Raw genomic sequence first — 19,334 nt, 5'->3', positions numbered from 1 at the left:
TGGCTGCCCCCATGATCGAGGTCATCGAGCACCTCGTCGCCGGCATCGTCGACAGTCCTGACGACGTCGACGTGCGTGCCAAGCAGACACGCAACGGCGAGCTGTTCGAGGTCCGGGTCAACCCGGACGACCTCGGCAAGGTCATCGGCCGCCAGGGCCGTACGGCCACCGCCATCCGCAAGGTCGCGGGCGCGATCGCCGGACGTGGCGGCGCGCGCATCGACTTCGTGGACGTCGACCGCCGCAGCTGACGATGCAGGTCGTCATCGGCCGCATCGGCCGGGCCCACGGCATCCGCGGTGAGCTGAACGTCGACATCCGCACCGACGAGCCCGAACGGCGTTTCGCCCCGGGCTCGTCGGTCGTCTGCGGCGACCGTACGCTCACGATCGCCCGCGCCCGCCACCACAGCGGGCGCCTGGTCGTGTCGTTCGAGGAGATCCCGGATCGCACCGCGGCCGAGGCGCTCCACGGCCAGCTCATCGAGACGGCCGTCGACCCGCTCGAGCTGCCCGACGACCCCGACGAGTTCTACGACCACCAGCTGGTCGGCCTCGAGGCACGCGTGGGCGACGAGGTCGTCGGCGCCGTGACCGGCATCGTCCACGGCCCCCACCAGGACACCCTGACCGTCCAGCTCGACGACCGCGAGGTGTTCATCCCCTTCGTCACCGAGATCGTGCCCGTCGTCGACGTCAAGGGCGGCTTCGTCACGATCACCGAGGTCGCGGGCCTGCTCGACCCGGCCGAGGCCGAGAACGCCGCATCGGACCTGGCGGTCGACTGACGTGCAGATCGACGTCGTCTCCATCTTCCCGGCCTACCTCGACGCGCTGCAGCTCTCGCTGGCCGGCAAGGCGCAGGTCGCCGGTCTCCTCCAGGTCACGACGCACGACCTGAGAACCTTCACGACCGACAAGCACCGCAGCGTCGACGACACCCCCTACGGCGGGGGCGCGGGCATGGTCATGAAGGCGGAGCCCTGGGGAGAGGCGCTCGACGCGCTCGCCACCGACTCCGCCGTCGTGGTCGTGCCGACGCCCTCCGGCGTGCCGTTCAGCCAGCGGATGGCCGAGCAGCTCAGCGCCGAGGAGCACCTGGTGTTCGCCTGCGGCCGCTACGAGGGGATCGACCAGCGCGTCATCGACCACGCGGCGAGCCGTTGGCGGGTCGAGGAGGTCTCGCTCGGCGACTTCGTGCTCAACGGAGGAGAGGTCGCGGCCCTCGCGATGATCGAGGCCGTCGTGCGGCTCATCCCGGGGTTCATGGGCAACCCCGAGTCCCTCGTCGAGGAGTCACACGGTGACGACGGGCTGCTGGAGTACCCCGTCTACACCAAGCCCGCGAGCTGGCGCGGCCTCGAGGTGCCGGAGATCCTCTTGTCCGGCAACCACGCGGCGATCGCTGCATGGCGACGCGAGCAGGCGCTCGAGCGTACGCGGCAGCGCCGCCCGGACCTGCTCGACTAGCGACAGCCGCACGGGGCGGTGGAGGGCGTACGCCGATTTCGCCCGCACGGGCCGCATGTGGCAATATTGACCCTTGGCGTCGACGGTTCTGCCTCAGGGGAATCGTGTTCATCGCCGCACCAAACTCTCATTCGAACAGCAATCCGTGGGTGACCTGTGGCACCGGCGAGGAGTAGACCATGACCAACATCGTCGATCAGGTGGCCAGCGCGTCGCTGCGCACCGACATCCCCGAGTTCCGTCCCGGCGACACGCTGGACGTGCACGTCAAGGTCATCGAGGGCAGCCGCTCGCGCGTCCAGGTCTTCAAGGGCGTCTGCATCAAGGTGCAGGGCTCGGGCGTCGGCCGTACGTTCACGGTCCGCAAGGTGAGCTTCGGCGTCGGCGTGGAGCGTACGTTCCCGCTGCACACCCCGGTCATCGAGAAGATCGAGGTCGCGACCCGCGGCGACGTCCGCCGGGCCAAGCTCTACTACCTCCGCAACCTGCGCGGCAAGGCTGCCAAGATCAAGGAAAAGCGCGACGCCTGAGCACCGGTGAGTTGCCTGCCGCGCCGTTGATGGCGCGGGTTAGGCTCACTGCGTGACACGTCTGGCCAAGGGATCCACGATTCGGCGTGATGCCGGGATCTATGGCTTCGAGCGCGCACTGGCCCGCCAGGGTCTGCATCCCGTCGCGGGTGTGGACGAGGCGGGCCGTGGTGCGTGTGCCGGCCCCTTGGTCGCCTCGGCGGTCGTCCTCGAGCGCCCCATCAAGGGCCTGGCCGACTCCAAGCTGCTGACCGAGAAGCGTCGCGAGGCGTGCTTCGACCTGATCATGGAGCGCGCCGTCGACGTCTCGGTCGTCGTCATCCCGGCCGCCGAGTGCGACCGCATGGGTCTGCACGTCGCCAACATCGCGGCGTTGCGCCGGGCGCTGGCCCGGCTCGCGGTCCGACCCGGCTACGTCCTCACCGACGGCTTCCCCGTCGACGGGCTCGGCGCTCCGGGCCTCGCGATGTGGAAGGGCGACCGCGTCGCGGCCTCGATCGCGGCCGCATCGGTCGTCGCCAAGGTCACCCGCGACCGGATGATGGTGCAGATGCACCAGGAGCACCCGCAGTACGACTTCGCCACCCACAAGGGCTACAGCACCCCGACGCACCAGGCGGCGCTCAAGCTGCACGGCCCGTGCGCCGAGCACCGGCGCAGATACGTCAACGTACGAGCAGCGATGGAAGGCACCCCTGATGAGCTCTGAGGATCTCGAGCGGTACGAGTCGGAGATGGAGCTCGCGCTCTACCGCGAGTACCGGGACGTCGTCACGATCTTCAAGTACGTCGTGGAGACCGACCGGCGGTTCTACCTGTGCAACCAGGTCGACGTGAAGGTGCGGTCAGAGACCGGCGACGCCTACTTCGAGGTCTCGATGAACGATGCGTGGGTCTGGGACATCTACCGTCCGGCGCGGTTCGCCAAGAACGTCAAGGTGCTGACGTTCAAGGACGTCAACGTCGAGGAGCTGCAGGGCTCGGACTTCAAGCTGCCGGGCGCCGACGACTGACGTCGAGCGCCATGACCGCCCTGGTCTCGGACGGGCGTGCCACCTCGCGGAACCCGGCGTCGCGGAACATCTTGACCGTGCCGTGGTAGAGCTCGTTGTCACTGGTCTCGCGGGCCTCGGTGTCGACGGGATAGGCCTCGATCACCCGTGCGCCGTGCGCGACGGCGTGCTCGACCGCTGCCGTGGCCAGGCGCTTGAGCAGGCCCTTGCCGCGGTGCTCCTTGCGGACGACGAAGCACGTGACCGCCCAAACGCTGGTGTCGTCGCGCGACTCGTCGCTGCCCTTGACGATGCGCGAGCGACCCAAGGCCGGCTGCAACAGGCGCGGCCCGACCCGCGCCCAGCCGGCGGGGGAGCCGTCGACGTACGCGACCAGGCCGGGTGAGGCGTCGGCCGACTGGATCTCGCTGCGGAGCATCGCGGCCCGCTCGTCGCGGCCGCAGGCGTCGAACTCCTTGCGGGTCAGCATGAACCACTGGCACCAGCACGTCGACCCGTCGCCGCCGCCGGTCATGGTCTGCTCGACGTCCGGCCACGGCACCTCGGTGGCGGGAGCGATGCGGATCTCGGGCATGCCCCATCGTACGAACCGGTGCCGACAGTCGCAGGCGCAACAGGCTCTCCACAGGACCTGCAGGCCTGCGTATCTGTCCACAGGTCCGGGCCCGTCGACGGACAATTGCGATCCTGTCGAACGAGGCTGGCGGGATGACGTACGCACGCAACAAGGCGCTGGGCTCCTACGGCGAGCGGATCGCCGCCGAACACCTCGAGGCTATGGGCATGGTGGTGCTGGCCCGCAACTGGACCTGCCGGTTCGGCGAGATCGACATCGTCGCGCGGGACGGGTCGACGCTGGTGATCTGCGAGGTCAAGACCCGCACCAGCACCCATCACGGCGGACCGTTCGAGGCGATCACGGGTCACAAGGCGACGAGGCTCCGCCGCCTGGCGATGCACTGGCTCGAGGTGCACGACGTGCAGCCGCCGAGCCTGCGCATCGACATCGTCTCGGTCGTGGTGCCGCCGCGCGGCGCTCCCGTCGTCGACCGCATCGCCGGGGTCGCCTGATGGCGGCGGCGACGCACTCGGTCACCCTCGACGGGTTGTCGGGCCGTCCCATCGAGGTCGAGGTCGACATCTCGGGCGGGCTCCCGGCGACCGTGCTCGTCGGGCTCGCCGACACCATGGTCAACGAGGCACGCGATCGGTGCCGGTCCGCCGTGTCGAACTCCGGGACCACCTGGCCCGACCAACGCGTGACGATAAACCTGGCACCGTCGACGCTGCCCAAGACCGGCTCGCACTACGACCTCGCGATCGCGCTGGCTGTGTTCGCCGCCAAGTCGCTCGTCCCGGCCGAGCGGCTCACCGGCGCGGTGTTCCTCGGCGAGCTCGCTCTGGACGGCCGGCTACGAGCCATCCGTGGCGTCCTGCCGGCCACGCTTGCTGCCCTCGAGGCCGGGTTCGAGCGGGTCTTCGTGCCCGAGGTCAACGTGCCCGAGGCCGAGCTCGTGCATGGGATCACCGTCGTCGGCGTGCGCTCGCTGAAGCAGACCGTCGCGCTGCTGACCGGCGCCGAGGAGCCGGACGACCCGCCGGTGCCGCCGCTCGACGAGGTCCCGGGGATGTCGTGGACCTCCGCCGACCGGCTGTCCCATCTCGACCTGGCGGACATCGCCGGCCAGGAGGACTCCCGCATGGCACTCGTCGTGGCCGCCGCGGGAGGGCACCACCTGCTGATGACGGGTCCGCCCGGGATCGGCAAGACGATGCTGGCCCAGCGGCTGCCCGGCCTGCTGCCGGACCTCACGCACGAGCAGTCCCTGGCCGTGAGCGCGGTGCACTCGGTGGCGGGCGTGCTGCCGAGCGACTCACCGCTGCTGCGACGACCGCCCTTCCTCGACCCGCACCACACAGCGAGCGCCGTGTCGATCGTCGGTGGCGGCAGCAAGACGATCCGACCCGGCGCCCTGTCGCTGGCGCACCACGGGGTGCTGTTCCTCGACGAGGCACCGGAGTTCGCGAGCAACGTGCTGGAGTCCCTGCGGCAACCGCTCGAGAGCGGGCACGTCGTCGTCTCCCGCGCGGCGCTGACAGCTGCCTACCCGGCGCGGTTCCAGCTGGTCCTGGCCGCCAACCCGTGTCCGTGCGGGCTCAGCTCGGCCGTCAGCGACCAGTGCCGGTGCACGCCGCTGATGCGACGCCGCTATGCCGACCGGCTCTCCGGACCCATCAGGGACCGCATCGACATCCACCGGTCGCTCTCCGCGCTGTCCCGCCCCGAGCTGGCGAACAGTCTCGCCGGCGGGCGGTCGACGGCTGACCTGGCCGTCACCGTCGCCGAGGCGCGAGATCGTCAGGCGCATCGCCTGCGCGAGACGCCGTGGCAGCTCAACAGCGAGGTGCCCGGCGTCGAGCTGCGCAAGCACTGGCCGGTCAGCGACGAGGGTCGAGTCCTGGTCGACCAGCAGCTGCGCACCAACAAGCTCAACGCGAGGTCCGCGGACCGGATACTCCGCCTGTCGTGGAGCGTCGCCGACCTGCACGGGCACGCGATCCCCACCGGCGACGACGTCGACACCGCGCTGTCGCTGCGGAGGGGCACCCCGCTCGGCAGTGCGTTGCGCGACATGGTGCAGGCGTCGTGACCCGCCACGACCGCCTGGGTCTGAGCCTGGTGGTGGAGCCCGGCGACCCGCGGCTGTGCCACCTGCTGAGGATTCACGAGCCGGCCGAGGTGCTCGCGGCGATCCAGGGTCGTCACCGGCTGGGTGACACGCGCATCCCGGAGGCCTGGATCGAGCGGGGTCGGGACCTCGACCGCGTCGTCGAGTCCACGGCGGCGCGAGCCAAGGCTGCCGGGCTGCGCTGGGTCACGCCGGATGGCACCGAGTGGCCGGCGTCGCTGGCAGACCTCGATCACCTCGAGCCGTTGCACGGGGCGACCGGGGCGCCGGTCGGCCTGTGGCTTCGTGGCGTGGGCCAGCTGGCCGAGATGTGTGAGCGAAGCGTGGCGGTCGTCGGGGCACGGGACTGCACTACGTACGGGGCCGAGTGCGCCTCCGAGCTGGCTGCCGACTGCGCGGACGCAGGGTGGAACGTCATCAGCGGAGCCGCCTACGGAGTGGATGGGTGCGCGCACCGGGGGGCGTTCCTCATGAACCGGCCGACGGCCGGCGTGCTGGCCTGCGGCGCCGACCTCGACTACCCGAAGTCCCATGCCGCCCTGATCGCCAGGATCGCCGAGGTCGGCGTGGTCGTTAGTGAGCAGGCGCCGGGGGAGAAGGCGCTCAAGAACCGGTTCCTGTCCCGCAACCGGCTGATCGCCGCCCTGACACGGGGCACGGTCGTGATCGAGGCTGCCGAGCGCAGCGGCTCGCTCAACACCCTCAACTGGGCCGATCAGCTCGGCCGCACCACGATGGGACTGCCCGGGCCGGTGACCTCGCGCCAGTCAACCGGGGTGCATGCGGCGATCCGTGCCGGCAAGGCCGTGCTCGTGTGCGGGAGCCGCGACGTCATCGCGGAGCTGTCGGGACTTGGCGCCGTCACGGAGGAGCAGGCATCGTTGCCGCTCACCGAGTTCGACCGTCTCCCGCCCGCGGCTCGCTCCACGCTCGACGGGCTCGAGTGGTCCGTCGCCCGCCGGGTCTCCGAGATCGCCTCGACCGTGCGACTCAGCACCCGCGAGGTCAGGGCTGCCCTCGACCTGCTCGAACGGCGCGGCCTGGCGCTTAGACAGGGCACCGAGTGGTCCCTGTCCCGGCGCGCCGACGTGAGTTGAGCACGGGCGCCGTCGCACACTGGTGTCGATGACAGCAGAGTCTGAGGGGCTGGGCGAGGCCTGGTCGGCGGTCCTTGCCGCCTACGAGCAGCACCTGCGGGCCGAGCGCGACCTCTCGGCCCACTCGGTGCGCGCCTACCTCACGGATCTCGAGAGCCTCGCGACGCACGCCGAACGGCTCGGGGTGGGCGACCCGGCCGGGCTGTCGATCCGTACGCTGCGCAGCTGGCTCGCCAACCTGCAGACGCTCGGGCGGGCCAGGACGACGATCGCCCGCCGGGCCACGTCAGCCCGGGTGTTCACGCTGTGGCTCGCCCGCACTGGTCGCGCTCCGGCCGACGCCGGGGCGCTCCTGGCCAGCCCCAAGGCGCACCGTGAGCTGCCGGTCGCGTTGAGCGAGGCCGAGGTGCGGGAGCTGCTCGACGCCACGGTGCGGTCATTGGTCGACGAAGGGCCGCGCGGACTTCGCGATCTCGCGATCCTCGAGCTGCTGTACGCCACCGGCATCCGGGTGGGCGAGCTGGTCGGCCTCGACATCGACGATCTCGACCGGGGGCGTCGGGTCGTCCGCGTCTTCGGCAAGGGCCGCAAGGAGCGGTCGGTGCCCTACGGGCTGCCGGCCTCCGAGGCCGTCGAGCTCTGGCTCGAGCGCGGCCGGCCGGCGATCGCCACGGAGTTCAGCGGTGCGGCAGTGTTCCTCGGGACACGCGGAGCACGCATCGACCAACGCGCCGTGCGCCGGATCGTCCACCAACGGCTCGCTGCGGTCGACGGGGCTCCGGACCTCGGACCGCACGGCCTGCGGCACACCGCGGCGACGCACCTGCTCGAAGGCGGCGCCGACCTGCGCAGCGTGCAGGAGATCCTCGGCCATGCCTCGCTCGGCACGACGCAGATCTACACGCACGTCAGCAACGAGCGACTCAGGGCGGCCTACAAGCTCGCCCACCCCAGGGCCTGACCCCCGCTGGGAGTGACGTTCTGCAGGCGACACGCCGCCAAGGTCCTGCACAACGTCACGCCCAGCGGGGTCGTTCAGAGGTAGCCCTGCGGATCCACGGCCTTGCCGTCCTTGAGCACCATGAAGTGCAGGTGGCAGCCGGTGGACAGCCCCGTGGAGCCCACATGGCCGACGACCTGGCCGCTGCTGACGCGGTCGCCGACCGACACGGACTGCGCTCTCAGGTGGCTGTAGGAGGTCTCGAACCCGGGCCGGGGCCGGACCTCGATCCGCTTGCCGTACGGCCCGCCGCTCGACCGAGCCGTCACGGTGCCGGCAGCCGCCGCGTGCACCGGGGTGCCGCACGGGACGCCGAAGTCGGTGCCGTCATGGAGCTTGCGCTGACCCGTCACCGGATGGATCCGCATGCCGTACGGCGACGTGATCGGGCCGCCGACCGGCCGGAGGAGACCACCGGCGCCGCCCGGAGGTTCAGGCGGCTTCCCGTGCGGGCTGATCAACCGGAACCTTCCGCCGCCGAGCAGCTCCAAGGGATCGAGGTAGTCGTCACCGGCGACCCGGCCCAGGTGGAGGCAAGCCGCAGGGCAGTGGCTGGGCGAGCCCAGCAGCGTGCCGATGACCTGACCCGCCCGGACGGCATCCCCGACCTTCACCCGCGCCTGGACGGGCTGGTAGGTCGACCGCTCGTCCCCGTGGTCGACCGTCACGACGGGAACGCCGGCGACGCGGCCCGCGAACGAGATCCGCCCGGCGGCGACCGCCCTGACGGCGTCACCGGCGGTGGCGGCGAGGTCGACACCACGGTGGCCCGGGCCGTAGTCGGTGGCCGGCGGATCGAAGCGTTCGCCGATCGTGTGGTCGTCGAGTGGCCATGTCCAGGAGTCGGGGGAGGCGCCGTGCACCGGCGGCGAGGTGGTGGCGAGCAGGAGCAGGGCGACGACGGCTGTTCGGCGGAGCATGGGACCAGCCAAGGCGGCCGCGACCGGTGGCGCACGGGTCGGCGGTCGAGCTGGGGACAACGGCCCGCGAGCGCGCGGTTTGTGGATTTCGTCCCGGGCGGTCGGTTGCCCTAGACTGGGCGCAACCACTTTTTCGGAAGTGGAATTCGCGCGCCTGTTTCCGTATGACGCGAGAGCTGAATACGGATGACGCCCTGGTCTGTCCAGCATGCTGGACAGTTGGACCCGTCAACACGAGCAGGCGCCAGGTCACCGTCAACCGGCGGTGAGACAACCAGGATCGGCACACGTGTGCCACAAGGAGATACGACCATGGCCGTCGTCACCATGCGCCAGCTGCTCGAGAGCGGCGTCCACTTCGGGCACCAGACCCGTCGTTGGAACCCCAAGATGAAGCGCTTCATCTTCACCGAGCGCAACGGCATCTACATCATCGACCTCCAGCAGTCGCTGGCCTACATCGACGCCGGCTACGAGTTCGTCAAGAACACCGTCGCCCGCGGCGGCACCATCTTGTTCGTCGGCACCAAGCGCCAGGCGCAGGAGCCGATCGAGGAGCAGGCCAAGCGTGTCGGCATGCCCTACGTCAACCAGCGTTGGCTCGGCGGCATGCTCACCAACTTCCAGACGATGCACCAGCGGCTCCAGCGCATGAAGGAGCTCGAGGAGATCGACTTCGACGACGTCGCGGGATCCAACCGCACGAAGAAGGAGCTCCTCGGCATGAGCCGCGAGTACGCGAAGCTCTCGCGCACCCTCGGCGGCATCCGTGACATGGGCCGCACGCCGTCCGCCGTCTGGATCGTCGACACCAAGAAGGAGCACCTCGCGGTCGACGAGGCCAAGAAGCTCGGCATCCCGATCATCGCGATCCTCGACACCAACTGCGACCCCGACGACGTCGACTTCCCGATCCCGGGCAACGACGACGCCATCCGGTCCGTCGGCCTGCTGACTCGCGTCATCGCCGACGCCGTTGCCGAGGGCCTCATCGCCCGCGGTGGCAGCAAGACCGGCGAAGAAGAGCCCGGAGCCGAGCTCGGCGCCGAGGAGCCCCTGGCCGATTGGGAGCGCGAGCTGCTCGAGCAGAAGGACGCCGCACAGACCGGCGCCGTCTCGCCCGTCAAGGCCGACGCCGCTCCTGACGAGACCAACGTGAGCGTCGAGGACGTCGTCGCCGAGACCGAGGCCCCGGCCGCTGCCGAGGCTGCTGCCCCGGGCGCCGACAAGGCCGACGTCGAGGTCGACGCCGCCGTTGCCGACAAGGCTCCCGCCAAGAAGGCTCCCGCCAAGAAGGCTCCGGCCAAGAAGGCGGACGCGGCCGACAAGGCCGACGAGCCCGCCAAGAAGGCCCCGGCCGCCAAGAAGGCTGCCGCGACCGACGAGGCTCCGGCCAAGAAGGCGCCCGCCAAGAAGGCTGCCGAGAAGGTCGACGCCGAAGCTGCCGAGTGACATCGGCTCACCCGACTACCTGAGAAGCGAGAACACGAACATGGCTATCACCGCCACTGAGGTCAAGAGACTCCGCGACGCCACCGGCGCCGGCATGATGGACGCCAAGAAGGCGCTCACGGAGACCGACGGAGACTTCGACAAGGCGATCGAGGTGCTCCGCATCTCGGGCGCCGCCAAGGCCGCCAAGCGCGCCGAGCGGGAGGCTTCGGCCGGGCTCGTCGCCAACTACGGCAGCGCGATCGTCGAGCTCAACTCCGAGACCGACTTCGTCGCCAAGAACGAGCAGTTCATCACGCTGGCCGAGAAGCTGGCCGAGCTGGCCGACGAGACCAAGCCGGCCGACGCTGCCGAGTTCGCCGGCACGCCGTTCGAGGGCAAGACCGTCGCCGAGGCCGTCGCCGATCTCGCGATCGTCATCGGCGAGAAGATCGAGCTCGGTCGGGTCGCCAGCTTCGACAGCGGCAACGTCGCGACCTACATGCACCGTCGCGCCAGCGACCTGCCGCCGGCTGTTGGCGTGCTCGTCGAGTTCGAGGGCGACAGCGGTCACGACGTCGCCCGCGGCGTCGCGATGCAGATCGCCGCGATGCGTCCGCGCTACCTCACGCGTGAGGACGTCCCCGCGGACGTCGTCGCCAAGGAGCGCGAGATCGCGGAGGCTACCTCCCGTGAGGAGGGCAAGCCCGAGCAGGCCATCGCCAAGATCACCGAGGGACGCCTCAACGGGTTCTTCAAGGAGACGGTGCTGCTCGAGCAGCCGTCGGTCCAGGACAACAAGAAGACCGTCAAGGCTCTGCTCGACGAGGCCGGCGTGACGCTGAAGCGTTTCGCCCACATCGAGATCGGCGCCTGACCAGCACGCAGTCCCAGGACGCAGCAACCAACGACATCGGAGGCCGGAACGTGGACACTGACATCGCTCAGGACGTCGACGCTCCGGCCTCTGGTCATGGTCTCAAGCGCGTCCTGCTCAAGCTGTCCGGCGAAGTCTTCGGCGGCGGCAAGATCGGCATCGACCCGGACGTCGTCAACGGCATCGCCAAGCAGGTCGCTGAGGCCGTGGCCGAGGGCGTCGAGGTGGCGATCGTCGTCGGCGGAGGCAACTTCTTCCGCGGCGCCGAGCTGAGCCAGCGCGGCATGGACCGGTCGCGGGCCGACTACATCGGCATGCTGGGCACCGTCATGAACTGCCTCGCGCTGCAGGACTTCTGCGAGAAGCAGGGCATCGAGACCCGCGTGCAGTCCGCCATCACGATGGGGCAGGTTGCCGAGCCCTACATCCCACGACGCGCGATCCGCCACCTCGAGAAGGGCCGCGTCGTGATCTTCGGCGCCGGCGCCGGCATGCCCTACTTCTCGACCGACACGGTCTCGGCGCAGCGCGCACTCGAGATCGGCGCCGACGCGGTCCTGATGTCCAAGAGCGGGGTCGACGGTGTCTACTCCGCCGATCCGCGCACGGACCCGACGGCCCGCAAGTTCGACGAGATCACCTTCGACGAGGCGCTTCGCCTGGGCCTCAAGGTCGTCGATGCGGCAGCATTCGCGTTGTGCATGGAGAACAAGCTCCCCATGATCGTCTTCGGCATGGAGGGCGAGGGCAACATCGCCCGCGTGCTCCGTGGTGAGAAGATCGGAACGCTGGTCCGCGCCGCCTAGGCGTACGGACCGACCAGAACCGGATGGAGACACACCGTGATTGACCAGACCCTGCGTGACGCCGACAGCAAGATGGCCCGCGCCGTCGAGCACACCCGCGAGGAGTTTGCCGCGATCCGCACGGGCCGTGCCCACCCGGCGATGTTCGCCCAGATCACCGCCGAGTACTACGGCCAGCAGACCCCGCTCAACCAGCTCGCGGGCTTCCAGGTGCCCGAGCCGCGGACCGTCATCATCCAGCCGTACGACGCCGGCGCCAAGCCCGCGATCGAGAAGGCCATCCGCGAGTCCGACCTCGGCGTCAACCCGAGCGACGACGGCAAGGTGCTGCGCGTGACGCTCCCCGAGCTGACCGAGGACCGCCGCAAGGAGTACATCAAGCTCGCCAAGTCCAAGGCAGAGGAGGGCCGCGTCTCGGTCCGCAACCTGCGCCGGACCGCCAAGCAGGCGCTCGACAAGGCCGAGAAGGACTCCGAGATCAGCAAGGACGAGAACGTCGGTGCCGAGAAGCGGCTCGACGCGATGACCAAGAAGCACGTCGACATGGTCGACGAGCTGCTCAAGAACAAAGAGGCAGAGCTCCTTGACATCTGAGTCTCCCGCCGACACCCCTGGGTCGCCGGAGACACCTGCAGCCGCGGAGAAGACCAGCCGGGCGGGCCGCAACCTCCCGGCGTCCATCGCGGTCGGCGTGGGCCTGATCGGGCTCGTGATCGCGACGCTGTTCATCCAGAAGGAAGCGTTCATCCCGGTCGTCGTCATCGCGCTGGCGATCGGCCTGTTCGAGCTGACCCGCGCCTTCTCGACGGCACGCATCAAGATCCCGGTCCTGCCGGTGCTGACCGGCGGCTCGATCATGCTCGTCGGCAGCTACTGGGGCGGCATGGAGACCGCTTCGGTCGCCCTGGCTCTCACGATCATCGGAACCCTCGTGTGGCGGCTGTCCGACGGGGCCGAGGGCTTCGTGCGCGACAGCAGCGCCGGCGTGTTCGTGCTCGGCTACCTCTACCTCATGGGTTCGTTCGTCGTGCTGATGCTGGTGGAGGACGACGGTCCGTGGCGCATCATCGCGTTCATCGTCGCCACGATCGCCTCGGACATCGGCGGCTACGTCGCCGGCGTGCTGTTCGGCAAGCACCCCATGGCACCCACGATCAGCCCCAAGAAGTCGTGGGAGGGATTCGCGGGCTCGCTGGTCTTCGGCATCGGCGCCGGCATCGTGACCATCACGTACGCCCTCGAGGGCGACTGGTGGGTCGGCATCGTCCTCGGCATCGCCGGCGTCGTGTTCGCGACGCTCGGCGACCTGTCGGAGTCGCTCATCAAGCGGGACCTCGGCATCAAGGACATGGGCGACCTGCTGCCCGGGCACGGCGGCCTGATGGACCGGCTCGACTCCCTGATCGCCGTGGCACCGGTCGCGTGGCTCATCCTGCACACACTGGTCCCGGTCAGCTGACCACCGCGGCACGACACGCGTCGACCGCCCCGACCAGCCCCCGGGCACGCCCTGACAGGATGGCCCGGTGAAAGCGTTCGCCTGCCGGCGTTGTGGCAACCGCCTCTACTTCGGCAACTCCGAGTGCCTCTCGTGCGGCTCGCACCTGGGGTTCTCCCGCGACGAGAAGGCCATCGTCCCGGTGGACGACGAGGGCCGCTACGCAGACGCGGACGGCAAGACCTGGTACGTGTGCGCCAACGAGTCGCTGTCGGGCTGCACCTGGCTGACGGACCTCGATGGCGGGTTGTGCTTCAGCTGCGCGCTGACCCGCACGCGACCTGCGGACGACGACTCGGCGGGTCTGGCGGAGTACCGGATCGCCGAGGACGCCAAACGGCGCCTGATCGTCGAGCTGGACGAGCGCGGCTTCCCGATCACGACTCGGCAGCAGGACCCCGACACCGGTCTCGCCTTCGACCTGCTGTCGAGTGCCGAGGAGCGCGTGACGACCGGTCACAGCAACGGCGTCATCACGCTCGACCTGGCCGAGAGCGATGACGTCCACCGGGAGCGCCTGCGCGTCAAGATGGACGAGCCCTATCGGACGATGCTGGGCCACTTCCGTCACGAGATCGGGCACTTCTTCTGGCAGCAGCTCGTCAAGGACGATCTCCTCGAGGAGTTCCGGGAGCTGTTCGGCGACGAGCGCGAGAGCTACGCCGACGCGGTGCAGCGGCACTACGACCAGGGCGCTCCCGAGGACTGGGAGGAGTGCTTCATCAGCCGGTACGCCACGATGCATCCCTGGGAGGACTTCGCCGAGACGTTCGCGCACTACCTGCACATCTGCGACACGGTCGAGACCGCGTCGGCGTACGGGCTCGCGCCGGTCGCGGCCCCGTCGCACTTCACGAGGTTCCGCGACCTGGTGACCGGTGTCTGGATCCCGCTGAGCATCGCGCTCAACCAGATCAACCGCAGCATGGGCAAGGGAGCGCTCTACCCGTTCGTCATCCGGCAACCCGTGCTGGACAAGCTCGAGTACGTCGCGCGGCTCGGTCAGCGGGAGCGCTCCTCGGCGTCCTGATTCCGCGATTCGGGGAACGTGGGGGCGCAATGAGAGAATGGGGAGCGTGTCCTCCGTCAACCCGAACCCTCTGCCGCTCGTGTTCGAGCAGAAGCGCGGTCGCGGCAAACCGCCGCGCCACCTCGCCGACCTGAGCGCCGAGGAGCGTACGGCCGTCGCAGAGGCGCTGGGTGAGCCCGCGTTCCGCGTCAAGCAGGTCGCCAACCACTACTACGCCAGGCTCGAGCGCGATCCTGCGAACATGACCGACCTGCCGGCCGCGAGCCGTGACCGCATCGTCGAGGAGCTGCTCCCGACCCTGCTCAACCCCGTGCGTACGCTCGAGGCCGACAAGGGCACGACCCGCAAGACCCTGTGGCGGTTGTTCGACGGCGCCCTCGTGGAGTCGGTCCTGATGCGCTATGCCGACCGCGCGACGATCTGCGTCTCGAGCCAGGCCGGCTGCGGCATGGCGTGCCCGTTCTGCGCCACCGGCCAAGGTGGGCTGGAGCGCAACATGAGTGCCGCCGAGATCGTCGACCAGGTCGTCGACGGCGCCAGCGCGATGGCGACCGGCAAGGTCGCCGGCGGCCCCGGGCGGCTCTCCAACGTCGTGTTCATGGGGATGGGTGAGCCGATGGCCAACTACAAGGCCGTCATCGGTGCCGTCCGCCGCATGGTCGCGCCGGCACCCGACGGCCTCGGGATGTCGGCCCGCAACATCACCGTCAGCACCGTTGGCCTCGTGCCGCGCATGAAGCAGCTCGCCGACGAGGGCATCCCCGTCACCCTGGCGCTGTCGCTGCACGCTCCTGACGACGAGCTGCGCAACGAGCTCGTCCCGATCAACACGCGGTGGTCGGTGCACGAGGCGGTCGAGGCGGCCTGGCAGTACGCCGAGAAGACCAAGCGTCGCGTGTCGATCGAGTACGCGATGATCAAGGACATCAACGACCAGGCGTGGCGGGCCGACCTGCTCGGCGACGTCCTGCAGTCGTACGGCGACTGGGGCTGGGTCCACGTCAACCTGATCCCGCTCAACCCGACGCCGGGCTCCAAGTGGACCGCCTCGCGGCCCGAGGACGAGCGCGAGTTCGTCCGGCGCCTGATCGCCAAGGGCATCCCGACGACCGTGCGCGACACCAGAGGCAGCGACATCGACGGGGCCTGCGGTCAGCTCGCGGCGGCAGACCTGCTCTGACCCCGCCCCGATTCGTGACGAAACGCCCCGGTCCTGGACCACGGACCGGGGCGTTTTGTCACGAGTTGCGAGGCTAGGCCAGGGGGTTGGCGAGGAGCAGCTCGGTGTTGCGGTCAGCATCCGCGCCCGTCTTGTTCGACGTACGCTCCTGGGGGTCGTTGGCCGACAGCTCGCGCGACAGCGAGGCGAGGCGCACGTTGTCGACCAGGGATCCTCCGTACGACGTGATGCCTGCGTGGTCGACCATCGTGGTGAAGATCGAGATGGTCCCGTCGCCGTTGTCCGCGAGCTCGATCAGGCGTGACTGCTGCGGGAAGTCGACGTGCGATGCGGTGTTGATCTCGTAGAAGCCGCTCGTGCCGTCAGCGCTGCGGTGCGGCGTGATCTGGTTGCGGTGCGTGTGGCCGTTGACCCAGGCGACGACGTTCTTGTGCGCCAGCAGCGCCTCGACGACGGGGCCGCCCAGGACCCGGGGGGCGAGGTCCAGACCGGTGGCGACCAGCCCGTTGGTCATGGTGGCGGCCGTGTGGTGGCTGAAGATGAAGACGTACTTGCCGGTCGAGGCCGCCAGGACCTGCTTGAGCCACGTGAACTGCGGCTCGTCGATCGAGCCGTCGGAGTAGCCGTTGGGGTTGACGCTGTCGAGCACGATGCAGCGCACGGCGCCCTTGTCGAAGAAGTAGTACGCCGTGTTCTTGGCGCGGTTCTCCGCAGTGAAGCCGTGGCCCACGGGAGTGCCGGTCGTGTTGAAGTGCTCGTCGACGACCTGGCCGCGGGTCAGGTTGCGTCGGCGCAGGTCCGGAGCCACCAGCGTGGCCGAGGTGTTGAGCGCCACGGCTCCGAGCAGGCCCGCGGGGTCGACCTTGGTGAGCGCGGTCAGGACGTCGGCCTGCGACAGGCCGGTCGGCAGGTTCGTGACCTTGAGCGGTCCGGTCGCGACGATGCCGAGCCCCAAGGTCGTGGGGAAGTTGCCCTGGACCAGTCCGTCATGGTTGCCGAACACCGAGTACCACGGCAGCTTGCCACCCTGCGGCGTCTTGAGACCCTCGGGCGTGAAGGCGCGGCGGGCCGCGGCCAGCAGGCCCTTCACCCGGGGGAAGCCGAAGCGCTTGGTGTAGATGTCCTCGCCCTGGCCCGCAGGAGGGCCCTCGGGGTGCCAGTAGTGCGGGTCCCAGGTGGTGCTGTCGGCGACGCCTTGGTAGGACCAGGTGTCCCCGGAGTCGGGAGTGATGCGCTTGCCGTCGAGGACGTCGATGTTCCACCGGACCTCGTTGTACTGGCAGTTGTCGGCGTTGTCGCCCGTCTGGATCGCGAAGGACAGCGCCTGACCGGTGACCGGGCCCACCCCGACCCGATTGACACCACGCACCATGGCATCGGCGGTCTGGGTCGTCAGCATCTCCTGGGGGCGGTAGCTCGAGCTGAGCAGCCCACCGAGCGTCACGTTCGGTCCGTCGTAGGTGTCCTCGAACCGGTCGACGTACTCCACCCGCAGCGGCGACTGGCCGTCGATGATGTGGACGTCGGTGAGGTGGGCGAAGCTCACGACGGCCTGACGGGTCGCGACGCGTCCGGGCGCGGCCTGGGCGCCGAGATCCGTGCGCACGACATGCGCCTCGCCCGGGCCCGACACGATGGGGCAGTAGCCGCCCGCGCCGGGGGTGCCACGCCGGAACGTGGTGTCCACGGTCGTGTACCACGGAGCGGCGATGGCGGGGGATGCCTTGGCGCTGGCCGGGGCGAAGCCGACAGCGGCGACACCTCCCACCACGGCGCCGGTGCGGATGAGGTCACGGCGGGAGATCGTCATGGTCATTCAACGAGTCAGGATCTGTGAGGTTACTCACAAGTCATATGACTGGTCCCTCCCGGCCCCTGTCGAGGCGGATCACGCCCGATACCGTGGTGGCGACCCGGAGGAGATGCATGCTCGACGTGACCACGGACGGCCCAGTCGCCATCCTCGAGCTCCAGCGCGAGGACCGCCGCAACGCCCTCAACCTCGAGCTCTGCCGCGCGATCCACACCGCCGTCGACGACGCGGTCGACAGGGGAGCGCGCGCCATCGTGATCACCGGCCAGGGCACCGCGTTCTGCTCGGGCGCCGACCTCGGCGGCGTCTACGGTCCTGACTTCCTCGACGCCCTCTACGGGATGCTGCACCACCTCGCCAAGCTGCCCGTCCCACTGATCGCCGCGGTCAACGGCCCGGCGATCGGCGCCGGGACGCAGCTGGCCGTCGCGTGCGACCTGAGGGTTGCCGACGAGACCGCGAAGTTCGGCGTGCCGACGGCTCGCAACGGCCTGGCCGTCGACGCCTGGACCATCCGCACCCTCTCGGCGATCGCCGGTGCCGGCCCGGCCCGGCGCCTGATGCTGGCCGCCGAGACCTTCGACCGCGACACCGCGCTCGGGATGGGGCTGGCCGACCGCCCGGGCACGCTCGCCGACGCCGTCGCGTGGGCGCACGAGATCGCCGCCTTCGCGCCCTTGACCCTGGCCCACAACAAGCTGATCCTCAACGGTTCGACCGACGACGACGCCGCGATCGCCGAGAGCTTCGACGCGGTGTGGGCCAGCGCGGACGTGCGTGAAGGGGCCGCGGCGCGGGCCGAGAAGCGTACGCCGAGGTTCGAGGGACGATGATGGCGAGCTTGATCCACCGTGTGCTCGACCGGCACGTGATCCACGGGCTGGCGGACAGCTGGGCGATCCAGGACGAGCGCGGATCGATGTCGTACGCCGAGCTGCTCCACGAGTCTGCGTCGGTCGCCGGCGCGTTCAGGAGCGTCGGGATGGTTGCGGGCACGGAGCTGCAGATCGATGTCCCGCAAGGCCGTGAGCTGGTCGTGGCGGTGCTGGCCTGTGCCCGTCTCGGCGTGGTGCCGCAGGACGATGCCGCCCTCAGGCTCGCGGGCCGTCCACCGGTGCTCCACTCCGATGGCGACGAGGTGTCCTGGGACCTGCTGATCCAGGCCGGGCGCACCGATCCCGAACCGGCGCCCGCCAACGACCCCGACGGCTACGAGGGGCTGATGCGTGCGGCCTATCCCGACATCTTCAGCACGCTCGAGGCCGGCGGGACGATCAGCACCTCCACCTGACCAAAGGTCGAGCGAGCGCCAGCGAGCGAGACGAGCGCCCGGGCGAAGCCCGGCCGCGACGAAGTCGCGGGAGCGGCGAAGTCGCGGGAGCGGCGAAGCCGCTCACCGCACACCCCAGGCGTACGTCTGCTTCTCGAGCCGCAGGTAGACGAACGTCTCGGTGGTCACGACGCGGTCGAGAGCGCTGATCTGCTCGGAGACGATCTCGAGGAGCTCGTCATCGCTCTCGGCCACGAGCTCGGCGAGGATGTCGAAGCGGCCCGTCGTGATGACGATGTAGTCGAGCTTGTCGATCTCGGAGAGCTTCTCGGCGACCTGGCGGACGTTGCCGTTGACCTTGACGCCGATCATGGCCTGCCGGGCGAAACCCATCTGCATCGGATCGGTGACCGCGACGACCTGCATGACCCCGCCCTCGATCAGCTTCTGCACGCGATGCCGGACGGCGGCCTCTGACAGGCCCACCTTCTTGGCGATCGCGGAGTAGGACAGTCGCCCGTCGTCCTGCAACAGCTCGATGATCTGCTTGGCGGTGTCGTCGAGGTTGGCCCCCCGACCCTCCGGTCTACGCTCCGTCATGACCGCCATTGTGCCGTACGGCGACGGAATCCGTACCGGCGTTGACGCTCAATTTCGACGCTTTCATGAATGAAACGCGATGTTTACGCCGGAATCCCTTGTCGTCGTGC

23 protein-coding genes are annotated in these 19,334 nt (G+C 69.6%); 19 read left to right on the top strand and 4 right to left on the bottom strand.

Annotated features, from left to right (window positions below):
* Nucleotides 1–11: 11 nt before the first annotated feature.
* The 6 genes from AB0N22_RS06985 (at nt 12) to AB0N22_RS06960 (ending at nt 3,012) form a co-directional block, all read left to right on the top strand.
* Entirely contained in the window at nt 12–251 is a 240-nt protein-coding gene (locus AB0N22_RS06985) for an RNA-binding protein (protein ID WP_056215037.1), read from the top strand.
* Nucleotides 252–253: 2 nt separating this feature from the next.
* Nucleotides 254–787 (top strand): ribosome maturation factor RimM, encoded by a 534-nt coding sequence (rimM, locus tag AB0N22_RS06980; protein WP_364637515.1) that lies wholly within the window; start codon nt 254–256, stop codon nt 785–787.
* Between the two features lies 1 nt (nt 788).
* Complete coding sequence (trmD, locus tag AB0N22_RS06975; RefSeq protein WP_364637514.1) at nt 789–1,469, top strand: tRNA (guanosine(37)-N1)-methyltransferase TrmD; 681 nt, start codon at nt 789–791, stop codon at nt 1,467–1,469.
* Between the two features lie 179 nt (nt 1,470–1,648).
* Nucleotides 1,649–1,999, top strand: a complete 351-nt coding sequence (gene rplS / locus AB0N22_RS06970; protein ID WP_364637512.1) for a 50S ribosomal protein L19 — start codon at nt 1,649–1,651, stop codon at nt 1,997–1,999.
* Between the two features lie 52 nt (nt 2,000–2,051).
* Nucleotides 2,052–2,708, top strand: coding sequence for a ribonuclease HII (locus AB0N22_RS06965; RefSeq protein ID WP_364637510.1), 657 nt, complete (start codon nt 2,052–2,054; stop codon nt 2,706–2,708).
* The gene (locus AB0N22_RS06960) at nt 2,698–3,012 is read left to right on the top strand and encodes a DUF2469 domain-containing protein (protein WP_364637508.1); all 315 of its coding nucleotides are present in this window, start codon (nt 2,698–2,700) and stop codon (nt 3,010–3,012) included. Before AB0N22_RS06965 ends, AB0N22_RS06960 begins: the two co-directional genes overlap by 11 nt.
* Here AB0N22_RS06960 and AB0N22_RS06955 read toward each other — a convergent pair.
* Entirely contained in the window at nt 2,987–3,586 is a 600-nt protein-coding gene (locus tag AB0N22_RS06955) for a GNAT family N-acetyltransferase (RefSeq protein WP_364637506.1), read from the bottom strand. The two genes, AB0N22_RS06960 and AB0N22_RS06955, sit on opposite strands and share 26 nt — an antisense overlap.
* Nucleotides 3,587–3,720: 134 nt before the next feature.
* Here AB0N22_RS06955 and AB0N22_RS06950 point away from each other — a divergent pair, with 134 nt between their 5' ends.
* From AB0N22_RS06950 to AB0N22_RS06935, 4 genes are read left to right on the top strand one after another with little or no spacing between them, the layout of a single operon-like run.
* Nucleotides 3,721–4,083: a YraN family protein gene (locus AB0N22_RS06950; RefSeq protein ID WP_364637504.1), complete on the top strand. Its 363-nt coding sequence runs from the start codon at nt 3,721–3,723 to the stop codon at nt 4,081–4,083.
* Nucleotides 4,083–5,663 (top strand): YifB family Mg chelatase-like AAA ATPase, encoded by a 1,581-nt coding sequence (locus AB0N22_RS06945; RefSeq protein WP_364637502.1) that lies wholly within the window; start codon nt 4,083–4,085, stop codon nt 5,661–5,663. Before AB0N22_RS06950 ends, AB0N22_RS06945 begins: the two co-directional genes overlap by 1 nt.
* Nucleotides 5,660–6,799: a DNA-processing protein DprA gene (locus AB0N22_RS06940; protein WP_364637500.1), complete on the top strand. Its 1,140-nt coding sequence runs from the start codon at nt 5,660–5,662 to the stop codon at nt 6,797–6,799. The genes AB0N22_RS06945 and AB0N22_RS06940 overlap by 4 nt, the downstream gene beginning before the upstream one ends.
* A 28-nt stretch (nt 6,800–6,827) precedes the next feature.
* Nucleotides 6,828–7,760 carry a tyrosine recombinase XerC gene (locus AB0N22_RS06935; RefSeq protein ID WP_364637498.1) on the top strand — a complete coding sequence of 311 codons (933 nt, stop codon included), beginning with the start codon at nt 6,828–6,830 and terminating at the stop codon, nt 7,758–7,760.
* A 74-nt stretch (nt 7,761–7,834) separates the two neighbouring features.
* Here AB0N22_RS06935 and AB0N22_RS06930 read toward each other — a convergent pair whose 3' ends face one another.
* Complete coding sequence (locus AB0N22_RS06930; RefSeq protein WP_364637496.1) at nt 7,835–8,719, bottom strand: peptidoglycan DD-metalloendopeptidase family protein; 885 nt, start codon at nt 8,717–8,719, stop codon at nt 7,835–7,837.
* Between the two features lie 312 nt (nt 8,720–9,031).
* Between AB0N22_RS06930 and rpsB the strand changes: the two genes are divergently transcribed.
* The 7 genes from rpsB to rlmN all read left to right on the top strand — a co-directional run bounded on the left by rpsB (nt 9,032) and on the right by rlmN (nt 15,541).
* Nucleotides 9,032–10,171: a 30S ribosomal protein S2 gene (gene rpsB, locus AB0N22_RS06925; protein WP_364637494.1), complete on the top strand. Its 1,140-nt coding sequence runs from the start codon at nt 9,032–9,034 to the stop codon at nt 10,169–10,171.
* Nucleotides 10,172–10,211: 40 nt separating this feature from the next.
* Complete coding sequence (tsf, locus tag AB0N22_RS06920; RefSeq protein ID WP_364637492.1) at nt 10,212–11,027, top strand: translation elongation factor Ts; 816 nt, start codon at nt 10,212–10,214, stop codon at nt 11,025–11,027.
* Between the two features lie 50 nt (nt 11,028–11,077).
* Nucleotides 11,078–11,833: a UMP kinase gene (gene pyrH, locus AB0N22_RS06915; protein WP_364637490.1), complete on the top strand. Its 756-nt coding sequence runs from the start codon at nt 11,078–11,080 to the stop codon at nt 11,831–11,833.
* Between the two features lie 39 nt (nt 11,834–11,872).
* Nucleotides 11,873–12,427, top strand: coding sequence for a ribosome recycling factor (gene frr, locus AB0N22_RS06910; RefSeq protein ID WP_364639257.1), 555 nt, complete (start codon nt 11,873–11,875; stop codon nt 12,425–12,427).
* Nucleotides 12,417–13,292, top strand: coding sequence for a phosphatidate cytidylyltransferase (locus AB0N22_RS06905; RefSeq protein WP_364637488.1), 876 nt, complete (start codon nt 12,417–12,419; stop codon nt 13,290–13,292). Before frr ends, AB0N22_RS06905 begins: the two co-directional genes overlap by 11 nt.
* 67 nt (nt 13,293–13,359) lie before the next feature.
* Nucleotides 13,360–14,361, top strand: a complete 1,002-nt coding sequence (locus tag AB0N22_RS06900) for a putative zinc-binding metallopeptidase (RefSeq protein WP_364637486.1) — start codon at nt 13,360–13,362, stop codon at nt 14,359–14,361.
* 46 nt (nt 14,362–14,407) lie between these two features.
* A complete protein-coding gene (gene rlmN, locus AB0N22_RS06895; RefSeq protein WP_364637484.1) occupies nt 14,408–15,541 on the top strand; it encodes a 23S rRNA (adenine(2503)-C(2))-methyltransferase RlmN in 1,134 nt (377 codons plus the stop codon).
* Nucleotides 15,542–15,614: 73 nt separating this feature from the next.
* Here rlmN and AB0N22_RS06890 read toward each other — a convergent pair whose 3' ends face one another.
* Complete coding sequence (locus AB0N22_RS06890) at nt 15,615–17,351, bottom strand: TIGR03767 family metallophosphoesterase (RefSeq protein WP_364637482.1); 1,737 nt, start codon at nt 17,349–17,351, stop codon at nt 15,615–15,617.
* Nucleotides 17,352–17,467: 116 nt separating this feature from the next.
* Between AB0N22_RS06890 and AB0N22_RS06885 the strand changes: the two genes are divergently transcribed.
* Both AB0N22_RS06885 and AB0N22_RS06880 read left to right on the top strand, forming a co-directional pair.
* A complete protein-coding gene (locus tag AB0N22_RS06885; RefSeq protein ID WP_364637480.1) occupies nt 17,468–18,187 on the top strand; it encodes an enoyl-CoA hydratase in 720 nt (239 codons plus the stop codon).
* A complete protein-coding gene (locus AB0N22_RS06880; protein ID WP_364637478.1) occupies nt 18,187–18,645 on the top strand; it encodes an AMP-binding protein in 459 nt (152 codons plus the stop codon). The genes AB0N22_RS06885 and AB0N22_RS06880 overlap by 1 nt, the downstream gene beginning before the upstream one ends.
* A 102-nt stretch (nt 18,646–18,747) precedes the next feature.
* On the opposite strand, the gene AB0N22_RS06875 is transcribed toward AB0N22_RS06880, so the two are convergent.
* Nucleotides 18,748–19,224 carry an Lrp/AsnC family transcriptional regulator gene (locus AB0N22_RS06875; protein WP_364637476.1) on the bottom strand — a complete coding sequence of 159 codons (477 nt, stop codon included), beginning with the start codon at nt 19,222–19,224 and terminating at the stop codon, nt 18,748–18,750.
* Between the last annotated feature and the right edge of the window lie 110 nt (nt 19,225–19,334).

It is taken from the genome of Aeromicrobium sp. NPDC092404 (assembly GCF_040684095.1).
Classification (GTDB): domain Bacteria; phylum Actinomycetota; class Actinomycetes; order Propionibacteriales; family Nocardioidaceae; genus Aeromicrobium.
This window is presented reverse-complemented; position numbering and strand designations above follow the sequence as displayed.

What these genes read in the sequence shown, in the direction of transcription:
- AB0N22_RS06950 (WP_364637504.1), top strand. Translation starts at nt 3,721, where the DNA reads ATGACGTACGCACGCAACAAGGCGCTGGGCTCCTACGGCGAGCGGATC.
- AB0N22_RS06875 (WP_364637476.1), bottom strand. Translation starts at nt 19,224, where the DNA reads ATGACGGAGCGTAGACCGGAGGGTCGGGGGGCCAACCTCGACGACACC.
- AB0N22_RS06955 (WP_364637506.1), bottom strand. Translation starts at nt 3,586, where the DNA reads ATGCCCGAGATCCGCATCGCTCCCGCCACCGAGGTGCCGTGGCCGGAC.
- AB0N22_RS06960 (WP_364637508.1), top strand. Translation starts at nt 2,698, where the DNA reads ATGAGCTCTGAGGATCTCGAGCGGTACGAGTCGGAGATGGAGCTCGCG.
- AB0N22_RS06930 (WP_364637496.1), bottom strand. Translation starts at nt 8,719, where the DNA reads ATGCTCCGCCGAACAGCCGTCGTCGCCCTGCTCCTGCTCGCCACCACC.
- AB0N22_RS06985 (WP_056215037.1), top strand. Translation starts at nt 12, where the DNA reads ATGATCGAGGTCATCGAGCACCTCGTCGCCGGCATCGTCGACAGTCCT.
- AB0N22_RS06945 (WP_364637502.1), top strand. Translation starts at nt 4,083, where the DNA reads ATGGCGGCGGCGACGCACTCGGTCACCCTCGACGGGTTGTCGGGCCGT.
- AB0N22_RS06880 (WP_364637478.1), top strand. Translation starts at nt 18,187, where the DNA reads ATGGCGAGCTTGATCCACCGTGTGCTCGACCGGCACGTGATCCACGGG.
- AB0N22_RS06890 (WP_364637482.1), bottom strand. Translation starts at nt 17,351, where the DNA reads ATGACGATCTCCCGCCGTGACCTCATCCGCACCGGCGCCGTGGTGGGA.
- rimM (WP_364637515.1), top strand. Translation starts at nt 254, where the DNA reads ATGCAGGTCGTCATCGGCCGCATCGGCCGGGCCCACGGCATCCGCGGT.
- tsf (WP_364637492.1), top strand. Translation starts at nt 10,212, where the DNA reads ATGGCTATCACCGCCACTGAGGTCAAGAGACTCCGCGACGCCACCGGC.
- rplS (WP_364637512.1), top strand. Translation starts at nt 1,649, where the DNA reads ATGACCAACATCGTCGATCAGGTGGCCAGCGCGTCGCTGCGCACCGAC.
- rpsB (WP_364637494.1), top strand. Translation starts at nt 9,032, where the DNA reads ATGGCCGTCGTCACCATGCGCCAGCTGCTCGAGAGCGGCGTCCACTTC.
- AB0N22_RS06885 (WP_364637480.1), top strand. Translation starts at nt 17,468, where the DNA reads ATGCTCGACGTGACCACGGACGGCCCAGTCGCCATCCTCGAGCTCCAG.
- AB0N22_RS06935 (WP_364637498.1), top strand. Translation starts at nt 6,828, where the DNA reads ATGACAGCAGAGTCTGAGGGGCTGGGCGAGGCCTGGTCGGCGGTCCTT.